The following is a 12,981-nucleotide window of genomic DNA, read 5'->3' on the forward strand; positions in this document are numbered from 1 at the left end:
AGGGCGTGAGACTTCTCGTCGCCGCCCTGGCATCCGAACTTCAGGCCTTCCCCGCCGAGCTGCCCGGCTTCGACCGGCTGGTGACCGGCCCCGGCAAGCTGATGGCCGCGTACGGCCTCACCCGTGCGCTCGACGCGAAGCGCTACGACGAGATCGTCGTGGTCGGCACAGCCGGCGCGGTCGACGACTCGGTGGAGTCCGGCATCTACGACGTCAGCGCCGCGATCCAGCACGACGTGCAGGACCTCGACGGCGTCGTCGGGCAGCACGTCTCGCTGCCGTCGCGCGTCGAGACGGGTCGCGACGGCGTCACCATCGCGACGGGCGACATCTTCGTCGACGACGCCGACGCCGTGACGCGGATCCGCGACCTGGGCGGCGTGCTCGTAGACATGGAGACGTTCTCGTTCATCTGGGTGGCGCAGAAGTTCGACGTGCCGATCCGGGTGATGCGTGTCGTCTCGGATCGCGCTCAGGACGGTGCCACCCAGGTGTGGGACGAGGTCGTCGCGGCGTGCAGCGCGCAGCTCTGGGAGCACATGCGCAGCGAGTATCCGCTCTGATCAGCCTCTTCCAGGTTGTGGAGCGTCGATGACGCTGTGCCCGTCCGGCAGCGTGCGGACGGTCAGCTGAGCGGGGATCTGCTCCTGCATCGCCTCGACGTGACTGATCACGCCGACCGTGCGCCCGCCCTGGCGCAGCTCGTCGAGGGTGCGCATGGCGGTATCGAGCGTGTCGGCGTCGAGGGAGCCGAAGCCCTCGTCGATGAAGAGGGTGTCGAGCCGGATGCCGCCGGCGCGAGCTGTGACGACCTCGGCCAGCCCGAGAGCGAGCGCGAGCGATGACAGGAAGGTCTCGCCGCCGGAGAGGGATTTGGCAGGTCGGGTCTGCCCGGTGAAGGCGTCGAAGACGACGATGCCCAGTCCGGATGCCGCCCCTCGCGCGGCGAGCGCGTCGGAGTGGCGCAGCTGGTAGCGACCGTCGGACATGTCGTGCAGCCGCGCGTTCGCCGCGGCGACGATCTCTTCGAGCTCGGCGGCGAGGACGAAGGTCTCGAGATTCATCTTGTGCGTGTTGCCCGAGCGGCCGGCCAGCGCATCGGCGAGGCCTCGGATCACCTCGAACTCGGCGGCCTGCTCGGCCGACGCGGCGTGCTCGCGCGCGGCGGAGTCGACGATCGCCGTGAGGCTCTTCTGCACGCTGCGCGCCCGGCTGTCGGCGTCGACCGCACTCTGCCACGTGACGCGCGCCTGCTGCGCCGCCTGCGTCGCGGGTTCGAGGTCGATCGGCTCTTCGGGGAGCATGCGCATCTCGAGATCGAGCAGCAGCGCACGTTCTTTCTTCACGTCCACCGCGTAGGCCGTGATGCGGTCGTCGAGGGTCGACAGCTCGGTTGCGCTGAGGAGGGCCTGCTCGGCTTCGGTCACGTCGTCGAAGACGGATGCGTCGAGCGCGTCGGTGAGCTCGGCGTTCGCGGCGCGGTCGCGCTCAGCCGCGTCTGAGACCCCGTCGATCGCGTCGGCCGCAGCGGTGGCGAGGGCGATCTGTTCACGAGCCTCGGCGAGACGGTCGGCGACGCTGCCGTGCTCGCCGCGCGCGGCGGCGATGGCGGCGTCGGCGTCGGCGATGCGCTGCTCGACCAGGGAGAGGGCGGTGCGCGCGGCGCTGAGTGTCTCGGACGCCGTCGCGCGACGGTGCTCGAGATCGGTGAGCGAGCGCTGCAGGTCGTCGAGGACAGCGGTGAGCTCAAGAGCACGCCCGGCCGCGCGCTGCGCGGCGTCGCGCCGGGAGACGGCCTGCGCGAGCTGGTCGCTCGCCTCGTCGACGCTGAGACCCGCGGAGCGCTCTGCCGCCGCCGCGTGCTCGGCTGTGCAGTCGGCGAGGCGACGGGATGCTCGGCGTTCTGCGGCGGCTGCCTCGTCGCGAACCGCCTCCGCGGCCTCGATGTCATCGGCCGAGACCGGATCGGCGTGTTCGGCGGGCGCCGGGTGCTCGGTCGCCCCGCACACGGCGCACGGCTCGCCGTCGACGAGAGCGGTGGCCAGTTCACCGGCGTAGCCGTTGAGGCGGCGGCGCCTCAGCTGCGCGAGCTCGGCCTGGGCGCGGGTGTGCGCGTCGGACGCGTCGGACTCCGCGGATGCCGCAGCGGCCGCCTCCGCGCTCAGCCGCTGCGCGTCGAGGGCTCCGGCATGCTGCCGTTCGGCGAGAGCGACGGCCTGCGTCGCGGTGTCGATCCGGTCGCCGTCGCGGCGGGCGGCGTCGCGTTCGACGGTCAGCTCCGCGATCCTGATCGGCAGCGCCGCGCGCTCGGCGTCCAGCGCCGTGACCGAATCGGATGCCGCGGTGACCGCCTCCTGCGCCGAGGCCAGCTCGGATGCCCGCTGCGGCGCTGTGGCCTCGAGCCCGGCGGCCTGCTGCCAGGCCCCGCTCTCGCGGGTGCGCTCGGACGCGAAGTCGCGGTAGGCGAGAGCGGGTGCATGGTCGTCACCTGCTGCGGCGCCGACCTCTGCGATCGGAAGCCCGGCGGCCGCCTCGAGGGCTGCGGCCCGGGCCCGGGCGGCGGCAGCGCGGGCGGCGGACGCACGGGATGCAGCGGTGATGAGGCCGCGCAGCGACTCGGCGGCACGGGCACGGTCGCGCCGCGCGGTGGCATCCGCGATCTCCGCGGCCTGCGCCTCCAGCGTCGCCAGGGCCGCCCGAGCCCGATCGCGATCCGCCTGCGCCTGACGCTGCTCTTTGAGTGCCGCGAGCGCAGCATCCGCCTCGACGAGCGCCACGTCGGCCGCAGCGCGCTCGGTGGCGAACCTCTCGACACGGTAGTCGGCGCGGGCGATCGCCCGGCGGAGCAGCTCGATCCGGGCATCCGTCGTCTCCGGCGCGGAGTCGGCGTCCTCTCCGCCCAGCTCGGCGTCGGCGACGATGCGCTCGGCCTCGTCGAGCCGCGCCTCGACCGTCGCCCTGCTGCCGCCGAGCGCCTGCTCCGCCTCGCGGCGCCGCTCGTCGAAGCGCGCCTGGTAGTCGGCGAACCGCTCGGTGCCGAACAGCCTGCGCAGCAGCGCCTGCCGTTCACGGCTGTCGGCGAGCAGGAAGTCGGCGAACCGGTTCTGCGCGAGCAGGATCACCTGCAGGAACTGCTCCTGGGTGAGCTGCAGGATCTCGTTCAGCTCGGTGCCGACGTCGACGGCTCGGGCGGCACGACCCACCCAGCCGGACTCGGTGAGCTCCTCGAGCGAGACGGCGGCGGACTGCTTCGTGAGCCCGGTGCCGCGTTTGGCCGGACGCAGGTATTCGGGCGAGCGCGTCACGCGGAAGCGACCGGCGACGGTGCTGAACTCGACGACGACCTCGGTGGTCTGGTCCGGCTCGGAGTGGTCGCTGCGCAGCCGCTTCTCGCCGCCCTTCTCATAGCGGGGCACTCCGCCGTACAGGCCGAAGCACACCGCATCGAGGATGCTCGACTTGCCGGCCCCGGTGCGCCCCGCGATGAGGAAGATGCCGTCGTCGGCGAACGCATCGAAGTCGATGCTCTGCCGCTCGCGGAACGGGCCGAACCCCTCGATCTCGAGGCGATGCAGCTGCATCAGACGAGCGCCTCGGCGCGGACGCGGTCGTCGAGCACCTCGCGGATCAGCTCGGCCTCGCGCTCGGTCGCTCCGTGACCCGCCCGCACGTGCTGGAGGAACGCCTCGATGCGGTCGACGTCGCTGACCGCTGTGCTCAGCCGCTGCGTGTACGACCGCTCGTCTGGGGCATCCGCCCCGGCGGGCTGGTGCTGCACGAGCGCGCAGAACGGGAAGCGCTCACGCAGTCGGCGCATCGGCTCGTGCTGGGGCACGGCGTCGGTGTACACCGCGCACACCCAGTCGTCGGCGTGTGCTGCCGCGTTCTCATCGGCGAGGATCTCGTCGAGCGTTCCGGTGAGGGTGACCAAGGCGCGCGGGATCGGCAGGTCGAGCCATTCGACCGACGCGAGGCCGTCGGCGTTGAGGTCGACCAGCCACGACCCGCGCTGCTTGTGCTGCTCGCCGAAGCTGTAGTGCAGCGGCGCCCCGCAGTAGCGCACCCGGTCGCTGAGCTGCTGACGCCCGTGGATGTGGCCGAGGGCCACGTAATCGGGGCCGTCGAAGCCGGCCAGCGGCACCATGTCGAGCCCGCCCTGGCGCACCTCGCGCTCGAGGCCGACCGTCACATCGACGCCGGCGGCGAAGCAGTGCGCCACGGCCACCGACCGACCGGAGTGGGCCGTCATGCCCTCGCGCACGAGGTTCATCGCGTGGTGCATGACCTGCGCCTGGCTGCGCAGCGCCGGCTCGGCGTCTGCCCAGTGCTGGCGCACGATCGCCGGCTCGAGGTACGGCACGCCGAAGAAGTGCACCGGCCCGTGCTCGTCGTGCACCGTGACGGGCGTGGCGATCGCGAGCGGATCGGTGAGCACGTGGATGCCGTCGCGCAGCAGCCGGGAGTGGAAGCCCAGCCGTGCCGCCGAGTCGTGATTGCCGCTCGTCATGACGACGGTGGCGCCCGTCTCATGCAGGGCGACCAGCACGTCGTCGAGCAGGGTGTAGGCGGATGCCGCGGGCGTGGCGGAATCGAACACGTCTCCCGCGACGATCACCACGTCGACCGCGTGCTCGCGCACCTGCGCGACCAGCGCGTCGAGCACCTCGGCCAGCGCCGCGAGCGTGGAGTGCCCGTGGAACGTGCGGCCGATGTGCCAGTCGGAGGTGTGCAGGATTCGCATACCCACACGGTACGGAGAGCCTCCGACATCGCGTCCGAGGCGTGCCGCGGGCTCTGCGGATCAGCGGCGACGCAGGAGGTGCTGCTTGTCGGGGTGCGCGTCGAACCAGTCCGCGACGTACCAGCACACCGGGTCGATCCTCCGGTCGCCGCGTGCTTCGATCTCGGCCACCGCACCCGCCACGACCCGGGCGGCGTATCCGTGCCCGCGATGCGTCGGGATCGTGAACGCCCGCGTCATCGCGACGGTCGTGCCGTCGTCGCGGTAGTCGAGCACGCTGAGCAGCTCACCGCCGCGTGTGAGGGTGCACCGGGAGGCGTCCTTCTCGTCGAGGAACACGAAATCAGAGGCGTCGGCGGTTGAACTCACCCCACAACGTTACGTCGTGTTTCGCCGTCGGGCTTGTCACGTTTTGACATGGCGGGTCATGTTGGGAAATAATCGCCCCCATGACCACCAACGCAAGCCCTCTGTCCGCCCAGGAGGCGAACGGGACTGCCGGGATGATGATGCCCGGTCGCGTTGGCACGTGTTGCCGAATGTGTTGCTAAGGCGCAACCACCCAGCCTGACTCGCTGAATTCTCCTCGATCTGAGGACGAGTCTCTGAGCGCCCACCCTTCGCGCTCATCTCCCACCGGCTCCGACCGGTCATTCGTGCAACGCATCCCGAGCTCCTCGGCACACGCAAGGATCCATCATCATGTCGAACACCGCCCTCCTCGAGCGTCCCGTCACCGCCCCCGTCCGCGTCGTCTCGCCCGCAGACGCCGCCGCAGATCTTCCCGCCGTCCGCTCGCCGCGCGGCTTCGCCCTCTACGTCGGCATCGACGAGATCAAGGCCGCATCCGCGGGTGTGAGCCTTCCCGTTCTCGTCGACGCGCTGCGCCGCACGCTCGCCGAGCTCGCCCCGACCGCCGAGACCCACGCCACCGTCGCCCTGGCCCCGCAGTCGGCCGGAGGACGCGACCTCGACGTCGTGCGTCTCGCCCTGCACGAGCCCGGCGCGATCGCCCGTGCCAACGCCGCAGTCGAGGAGGAGAAGGACGAGGAGTCCGGAGTCGTCGTCGACATCTCCCGCAAGCGCGTGCTGCTCGACGGCGAGTCGGCCTCGTTCACCTACAAGGAGTTCGAGCTGCTGCAGTACCTCGTGCTGCGTGAGGGTCGCACGATCGAGCGCAGCGAGCTGGTCTCGGCGCTGTGGCAGGCGTCGTCCGATGAGGAGGCTCCCGGCGAGCGCACCATCGACGTGCACGTGCGGCGCCTGCGCGCCAAGCTCGGCCGCCACGAGGACATCGTCCGCACCGTGCGCGGTGTCGGCTACCGCTTCGACCGGCACGCCGACGTGTCGATCCGCTACGGCCACGGCACCCCTTCGCCCGACCGCTTCTGATTCCACCCCTCGTCGCCGGGCTGCACCGGGAGGCGATGTCAGGGACGGCGCGTAGAGTGCCGGCATGACCCTGATGACGGATGCCGCGGCTCACGCCACGGCGCGCGAATCCGTCTACCGTCCGCGGCATCCGCTCCACCTCGGTCGCACGGTCGGGATGCTGCGCCGCGGCGGCACCGACCCGACTATGGTCATCGACGGCGCGCGGATCTGGATGACGTTCCGGACGGATGCCGGGGTCGCGACGCTGTGCCTCCGGCAGAGCTCGGACGGCATCCACGCCTCGGCATGGGGACCGGGTGCCGGCGAGGCGCTCGACGTCGTTCCGCGGCTGTGCGGAGCCGATGACGACGACACCGGGTTCATCATCGACCACCCGCAGCTCGAAGAGGTGGCGCGCCGGCACCCGGGCATCCGGATGGCGCGGACGGACCGCGTCTTCGATGCCCTCGTCTGCGGGATCATCGAGCAGAAGGTGACCGGCATGCAGGCGTTCGGCGCGTGGCGGTATCTCGTGAGCCGATTCGGCGAGCGCGCGCCGGGCCCGACCCCGCGGCCCATGTTCGCCTCTCCGTCGCATGAGGTGTGGCGTGTCATCCCGTCGTGGCAGTGGCATCGCGCGGCCGTCGAGCCGCCGCAGTCGCGCACCATCGTCGCCGCGGCGCGACGCGGCGCGAGCATCGAGCGAGCCGCCCTCGCCGCGACCGACGGCGCCGATCGCGATCGAGTGCTGACCAGCCTGCACGGCGTGGGCGTGTGGACGTCGGCCGAGACGCGCATCCGATCGCTCGGCGACCCCGACGCGGTCAGCGTCGGCGACTACCACCTGGCGCACGAGGTCGGGTTCGCGCTCACCGGCCATCGCACCGATGACGACGGGATGCTCGAGCTGCTCGCCCCGTGGTCGGGGCACCGTCAGCGCATCATCCGGCTGATCTGGGCATCCGGCTCGCGTGAGCCGCGCCGCGGCGCGCGCCTCGCCCCCGAGGATCACCGCGACCGCTGACCCCGCTCGACCCGCTCAGTAGTACACGGCGAGGGGGCCGTGCGGGCCGTCGATCACCTGCACCGGTGTCTCGAACACCCGGGTGAGCACGTCGTCGGTCATGATCTCGGCGGGTGCGCCGAACTCCACGACCCGCCCGTCCTTCATGGCGCAGATGTGATCGGCGTAGTGGGCGGCGAAGTTGATGTCGTGCAGCACGATCACGATCGTGCGACCGAGTTCGTCGGCCGCACGGCGCAGCTGCGCCATCATGGTCACCGCGTGCTTCATGTCGAGGTTGTTCAGCGGCTCATCGAGCAGCACGACGGGGGTGTCCTGCGCGAGGACCATCGCGACGTACGCCCGCTGGCGCTGACCGCCCGACAGCTCGTCGAGATAGCGGTGCTCGAGCAGTCCGAGGTCGAGGAAGTCGATCGAGCGACTGATGACGTCCTCGTCCGCCCCGGTCAGCCGCCCCTTCGAGTGCGGGAAGCGCCCGAAGCCGACCAGCTGGCGCACGGTCAGCCGGGTCACGAAGTGGTTCTCCTGCCGCAGGATCGAGACGACCTTGGCGAGGTCGGCCGACTTCGTCGAGGCGACGTCGAAGCCCGCGATCGCGATGGAACCGGCATCCATCCCCATCAGCCGCCCCGCCATCGTGAGCAGCGTCGACTTGCCGGCGCCGTTCGGGCCGATCAGCGCGGTGATGCCGCCCTCGGGGATGACGAGGTCGACCGGTCCGATCGCGACGTCCGTCGCATAATCCCGCCGGACGTTCTCGATGGTGATCACAGACGGCCCTTCCTGAGTATGACGATGAGGAACACCAGGCCGCCGACCAGCTCGATGATGATCGAGACGACGCCCTGCGCGTAGAAGATGTTGCGCATCACGAAGTACGCCCCCGCCAGGATCGTGAACGCGGTCAGCACAGCGACGGGGAAGACCAGGCGGTGATCGTCGGAGCCGGCGAACTGGTACGCCAGGGTCGCGACGAGGAAGCCGAGGAACGTCATGGGCCCGACCAGGGCCGTCGAGGTGGCCATCAGCACGGCGACGAGGAAGAGGGTGATCATCAGCTCACGCCGGTGGTTCACGCCGAGCGCGTTCGCGGTATCCGCACCGAGCGCCATCACGTTGAGCCGGCGCGCGCGCATCCACAGCAGAGCGGATGCCACGACGCACAGCGGCACGGCCAGCGGAAGATACGAGGCATCGGCGTTGGAGATGTTGCCGAAGAGCCTCGCGGCGAGCACATCGAACTCGCTCGGGGTGAGCAGGCGCTGCATGAACGTCGCGACGGCGCCGAGTCCCCCGCCGATCACGATGCCGATCAGCAGCATGATCTGCAGGTTGGCGTAGCGTCCGGTGAGCAGCCAGCCGTAGAGCAGCATCGCCAGGGCGACCATGACCGCGATCTGGATGCCGAACTGCAGCAGCCCCTGAATGGCGACGAGGCCTGCGATGCCGAAGAGGTACACCGACGAGGTCTGCACCGCCCGGTACAGCGACTCGAACCCGAGGATCGACGGCGTGACGATGCGGTTCGTCGCGACGGTCTGGAAGCTCACGGTCGCCACGGCCTGGCAGACGGCGACGATGATCATCACGAGCACGTTGGTGAAGCGCAGCTCGGCGATGCGCCAGAAGCCCGACGTGCCGAACGGCATGGGGTTGTCCCAGGCGAGCAGGCCGATGCCGAAGCCGGCCGAGAGCACGATCAGGATCGTCAGCGCGATCATGTATCGGCGCCGGGCCCTGGCATCCGCGAACCAGCCGGCGGCGGCCCGCACCGGCACCGACTGCACGGCATCCGCCCGCTCGCGCATCGCCACCCGCCTAAGCACGGCGGCGCTGCCTGAGCAGGAGGAGCACGAAGACGACCGCACCGACGATGCCGAGGATCAGTGAGACCGGCACTTCGAACGGCATGACGATGAGGCGACCGATCAGATCGCACAGCGTGACGATCCCGATGCCCAGCAGGCACACCCACGGCAGGTTGCTGCGCAGGTCATCGCCGCGCACCATCGAGACGATGTTCGGCACGATCAGCCCGAGGAACGGCAGGTTGCCGACGACCACGGTGACCACCCCCGTGACGATGGCGATCAGCGCGGTGCCGAGCAGCATGATGCGGTCGTAGTCCAGCCCGACGGTGGTGGCGATCTCCTCGCCGAGGCCGGCGACCGTGAGTCGATCGGCGACGATGAAGACGATCACGCCCACCACCGCGACGATCCACAGCATCTCGTACTGGCCGCGCAGCACCGAGGTGAAGCTGCCCGCGAACCACACGCCCAGGCTCTGCAGCGTGTTGGTGGCCAGCGCCAGGTACGTCGACACGGCGCCGACGACCGCGCTGAGCATGATGCCGACGATCGGCACGATCAGCGACGAGCGCAGCGATACCCGCTTGAGGAAGAGGAAGAAGATCATCGTGCCGACGAACGCGGCGACGACCGCAGCCGCCATGCGCAGCGGCAGCGAGGGCTGCGGCACGAGCACCATGACCGTGAGCAGGCCGAGACCTGCCCACTCGGTGGTTCCGGTCGTGGTCGGCTCGACGAAGCGGTTCTGCGTCAGCAGCTGCATGACGAGACCCGCCATGGCCATGGAGGCGCCCGCGAGCACGAGTGCGACGGTTCGCGGGATGCGGGTGATCTGGAACATCTCGGCGCCGTCGGGGCCGCCGGAGATGTCGTAGACGCCGGTGAACAGCGAGGCGACGAGAAGACCTGCGACGACGACGATGCCGATCAGCAGCTTCGCGTCGAAGAGTCGCCCGCGGGTCGCGGCGCGTGCGCGCGGCGCGAGAGCGGGTTCAGGCAGAGCAGGAGTGCGTGTCATGGTGCGGGTGCGCGGTGGCATCCGGAAGCGATCGGATGCCACCGCGCGATCTCACTTCTCGGACTTCTCGAGCGCGTCGGCGAAGTCGTTGAGGAACTCGGTGTAGGTCTGGATGCCCTCGTTGAGGTACGTGTCGGTGGGCATGTAGACGATCTGGTCGTCCTCCACCGCGGTGACGGATGCCAGCGCCTCGGAGCTCTCGAGGATCTCGGCGGCCTGCACGTAGTTCGGCTCCTGGTCGGCGAACACGGCGTCGCGGTCCATGACGAGGATCCAGTCGGGGTCCGACGTCGCGATGGCCTCGACCGAGATGTCGTCGCCCTGGTGATCGTCGGTCGCGCCCTCGATCTCGAGCGCGGGGGTGAGGCCGAGGATGTCGAAGATCGGACCGAGCGTGCGGCCTGCGGTCGGGGCGATGTAGCCGATCTCCCCGCCGGACGTGGTGACCGCCATGACCGAGTCGGCGGCGTCGTAGGCGTCCTTCACGCGGGCGACGGCGGCGTCGAAGTCGTCGACGAGCTTCTTGGCCTCCTTCTGCTTGCCGAACACCTCGCCGAGCACGGTGACCTGACGCTTGAGCTCGTCGTCGAACGGCTCGCCTTCGCGGGGATCGAGCTCGAGAATGGTGGCGTAGGGCACGAGGTTCGCGATCTTGTCGTGGTGCTGGGTGAAGCGCTGACCGTTGATGATCAGGTCGGGCTCGACGGCGACGACCGACTCGAGGTCGGGCTCATTGTGGTTGCCGAGATCGATGATGCTCTTGTCGGTCTTGTAGTCGACCGTCGTCGGCATGAGGGCGACGGCTCCGGCGCTGAGCTCGATGCCCCAGTCGCTGAGCGTCTGGAACGTGCGGTTGTCGGTGGCGACGACCGACGTCGGCGGGGTGGAGACCTTGTGCGTGCCGTTGTTGTCCTCGACGGTGACGGTTCCGCTGGTGGGCGCGGCTTCTTCGGCTTCGGCTGCGGTACCCGCCGAGCAGCCGGCGAGGGCGAGGATGCTGACGAGACCGAGAGCGGTTCCGCCGAGGATTCGGGGCACGGACATGGAGAGTCTCCTGTTCTGCGGGATGGTGCGCGAGCTGCGCGGAAGCGAGTTCAGCCTCGCCGCGACTTAGGTTAGCCTTACTTTATGAGCGATGTGAAATCCGGTTTCTCCATCGACCGTCAGGGCCTCGACCTGCGCTTCCGAGCCGCCGTGCTGGCCGAGCGGGAGTGGCTTGCACCGAATTACGTGCGCGTGCGCCTCACCGGAAGCGAGCTCGCCGGATTCACTTCCCTGGGCGCCGACGACCACATGCGACTGTTCTTCGCGGCCTCTCCGACGATGTCGATGGAGCAGCTTCGAGCCTCCCCCAGCCGCGAGTACACACCGCTCGCGTGGGGCGATGACTGGCTCGACGTCGAGTTCGCCGTGCACGGCGATGAGGCCGTGGGCGCCCGCTGGGCGGCATCCGCTCCGATCGGTTCGTTCGTCGGCGTCGGCGGTCCGCGCGGCTCGGCGGTGCTGACCGGCCAGCCGGGATCGTGGCTGCTCGTCGGCGACGAGACGGCGATCCCGGCGATCCGCCGCTTCGCGGCGATGATCCCCGCGGCCGCGCCCGCGCGCATCGTCGTCGAGGTCGGCTCGGAGGCCGACCAGGTCGACATCGACGCGCCGGTCCCCGTCGAGTGGCTGCACCGCGGGGACGCGCCGGCCGGATCGTCTCTGATCGCCTTCCTCGACGATCTCGATGAGCCGGATGCCGTCGGCCCCGACCCCTTCGTCTTCATCGCCGCCGAGCAGCAGATCGTCAAGCCCGGCCGCGCGCTGCTCGGCCACTGGGGCGTCGATGTGTCGAAGGCCGTGGTGAAGGGCTACTGGAAGCGGGGCGAGGCGGAGTACCACGCCCCGCACTGACGCGTCGCCGTTGTCGCGAGACTTGGTTTCCAGCACCAGACCTATGCTCTGAACATCAGTCTCGTGCTGGAGCGTACGTCTCGGGCATCCGCTGGGGTTGGAACGCGTGCGACAGACTGAACGCATGCCTGATCGGACTTCTCGCGTGCAGCGCGTGCCCACTTCAGCCGATCGCTTCGACGCGCACCCGGCTGAGCCGAACGGCACAGGAGTACTGCTGCTCGCCGGCTCGAGCGGGCGCGTCGAGATCGGGCGGGCGCGGCTGCTCGCAGCCGAAGGCGCGCGAGTGCGAACGATGCGGTGGTTCGGCGGCGAGGGCCAGCGGCCCGCGCCGCACGAGGTGCCGCTCGAGCTCTTCATCGAGCAGATCACCCTTCTGCGCGGGAGCTGCGACCGCGTGGTCATCTTCGGGACGTCGTTCGGAGCAGAGGCGGCGCTGACGGTGGCGCCGCTCTGCCCAGTCGACGCGGTGATCGCCGTTGCCCCGACCGCGGTCGTGTGGGCGGGCGCCCACGACGGCGCCTTGTCGTCGCACTGGACACTCGCCGGTGACCCGCTGCCGTACACGCCCTTCGATCACAACTGGACTCCGGATGCCGATCCGCCGGCGTTCCGCAGCCTCTACTCCTCGAGCATGCAGCGCTTCCCCGAAAGCGCGGCCGCAGCCCGCATCCCCGTCGAGAAGATCACGGGCGACGTACTGCTGATCGCGGGCGGAGACGATCAGGTCTGGCCATCCACCCGCTTCGCGCAGCAGATCATCTCGGCGAGAGAGAGAACAGGGCTCCGCAGCACGCTTGTCTCACATCCGGATGCCGGGCACCGGCTGCTTCTGCCCGGCGAGCAGCCCGCGGCCGGTGGAACGCGGATGGCTCGCGGGGGCACGCCGAAGGCGGACGCAGAACTCGGCGAGCGCGCATGGCCCGAGATCCTCCGGATACTCGATCGGCGCTCAGCCTGAGCGCGGCGCGAAACGCAGGAGATCTCGCGAAACGCAGGAGGGATGCCCTGCATCGCTCCTGCGTTTCATGCGAACTCCTGCAGTTCACGCGCGATGCATGCGCCGACGATGCCGTTGCGCATGTCGGTGGGGCGGCGAATACTTGTCGACGCCGGG

At 70.0% G+C, this 12,981-nt stretch carries 12 protein-coding genes; 5 read left to right on the forward strand and 7 right to left on the reverse strand.

Annotation, left to right across the window (positions count from 1 at the left end; genetic code table 11):
- Window positions 1-5 precede the first annotated feature (5 nt).
- Window positions 6-563 (forward strand): nucleoside phosphorylase, encoded by a 558-nt coding sequence (locus tag V2S04_RS07035; protein ID WP_413637783.1) that lies wholly within the window; start codon window positions 6-8, stop codon window positions 561-563.
- Here the strand turns inward: V2S04_RS07035 and V2S04_RS07040 are convergent, their stop codons facing one another.
- From V2S04_RS07040 to V2S04_RS07050, 3 genes are read right to left on the reverse strand one after another with little or no spacing between them, the layout of a single operon-like run.
- Entirely contained in the window at window positions 564-3,581 is a 3,018-nt protein-coding gene (locus tag V2S04_RS07040; protein WP_413637785.1) for an AAA family ATPase, read from the reverse strand. It abuts the gene before it with no gap.
- Window positions 3,581-4,741 carry an exonuclease SbcCD subunit D gene (locus V2S04_RS07045; protein WP_413637786.1) on the reverse strand — a complete coding sequence of 387 codons (1,161 nt, stop codon included), beginning with the start codon at window positions 4,739-4,741 and terminating at the stop codon, window positions 3,581-3,583. The genes V2S04_RS07040 and V2S04_RS07045 overlap by 1 nt, the downstream gene beginning before the upstream one ends.
- Before the next feature lie 60 nt (window positions 4,742-4,801).
- Entirely contained in the window at window positions 4,802-5,110 is a 309-nt protein-coding gene (locus V2S04_RS07050; protein WP_099196811.1) for a GNAT family N-acetyltransferase, read from the reverse strand.
- Window positions 5,111-5,443: 333 nt separating this feature from the next.
- Here V2S04_RS07050 and V2S04_RS07055 point away from each other — a divergent pair, with 333 nt between their 5' ends.
- Together V2S04_RS07055 and V2S04_RS07060 are read left to right on the forward strand one after the other, a co-directional pair.
- The gene (locus V2S04_RS07055) at window positions 5,444-6,133 is read left to right on the forward strand and encodes a winged helix-turn-helix domain-containing protein (protein ID WP_099196812.1); all 690 of its coding nucleotides are present in this window, start codon (window positions 5,444-5,446) and stop codon (window positions 6,131-6,133) included.
- A gap of 64 nt (window positions 6,134-6,197) precedes the next feature.
- Window positions 6,198-7,139, forward strand: a complete 942-nt coding sequence (locus tag V2S04_RS07060) for a DNA-3-methyladenine glycosylase family protein (protein ID WP_413637787.1) — start codon at window positions 6,198-6,200, stop codon at window positions 7,137-7,139.
- A gap of 15 nt (window positions 7,140-7,154) precedes the next feature.
- On the opposite strand, the gene V2S04_RS07065 is transcribed toward V2S04_RS07060, so the two are convergent.
- The 4 genes from V2S04_RS07065 to V2S04_RS07080 are packed head-to-tail and all read right to left on the reverse strand — an operon-like array spanning window position 7,155 to window position 11,012.
- Window positions 7,155-7,910, reverse strand: coding sequence for an ABC transporter ATP-binding protein (locus tag V2S04_RS07065; RefSeq protein WP_413637788.1), 756 nt, complete (start codon window positions 7,908-7,910; stop codon window positions 7,155-7,157).
- Window positions 7,907-8,947 (reverse strand): iron chelate uptake ABC transporter family permease subunit, encoded by a 1,041-nt coding sequence (locus tag V2S04_RS07070; RefSeq protein ID WP_413637789.1) that lies wholly within the window; start codon window positions 8,945-8,947, stop codon window positions 7,907-7,909. Before V2S04_RS07070 ends, V2S04_RS07065 begins: the two co-directional genes overlap by 4 nt.
- A 10-nt stretch (window positions 8,948-8,957) precedes the next feature.
- Entirely contained in the window at window positions 8,958-9,968 is a 1,011-nt protein-coding gene (locus V2S04_RS07075; protein WP_413638114.1) for an ABC transporter permease, read from the reverse strand.
- A gap of 51 nt (window positions 9,969-10,019) precedes the next feature.
- Complete coding sequence (locus V2S04_RS07080) at window positions 10,020-11,012, reverse strand: siderophore ABC transporter substrate-binding protein (protein WP_413637790.1); 993 nt, start codon at window positions 11,010-11,012, stop codon at window positions 10,020-10,022.
- An 84-nt stretch (window positions 11,013-11,096) separates the two neighbouring features.
- Here V2S04_RS07080 and V2S04_RS07085 point away from each other — a divergent pair, with 84 nt between their 5' ends.
- Both V2S04_RS07085 and V2S04_RS07090 read left to right on the forward strand, forming a co-directional pair.
- A complete protein-coding gene (locus V2S04_RS07085; RefSeq protein WP_413637791.1) occupies window positions 11,097-11,864 on the forward strand; it encodes a siderophore-interacting protein in 768 nt (255 codons plus the stop codon).
- Between the two features lie 124 nt (window positions 11,865-11,988).
- A complete protein-coding gene (locus V2S04_RS07090; protein ID WP_413637792.1) occupies window positions 11,989-12,825 on the forward strand; it encodes an alpha/beta fold hydrolase in 837 nt (278 codons plus the stop codon).
- Window positions 12,826-12,981: the final 156 nt, after the last annotated feature.

The organism is Microbacterium sp. OR21, assembly GCF_047306785.1.
In the GTDB taxonomy this organism is placed as follows: domain Bacteria; phylum Actinomycetota; class Actinomycetes; order Actinomycetales; family Microbacteriaceae; genus Microbacterium; species Microbacterium esteraromaticum_E.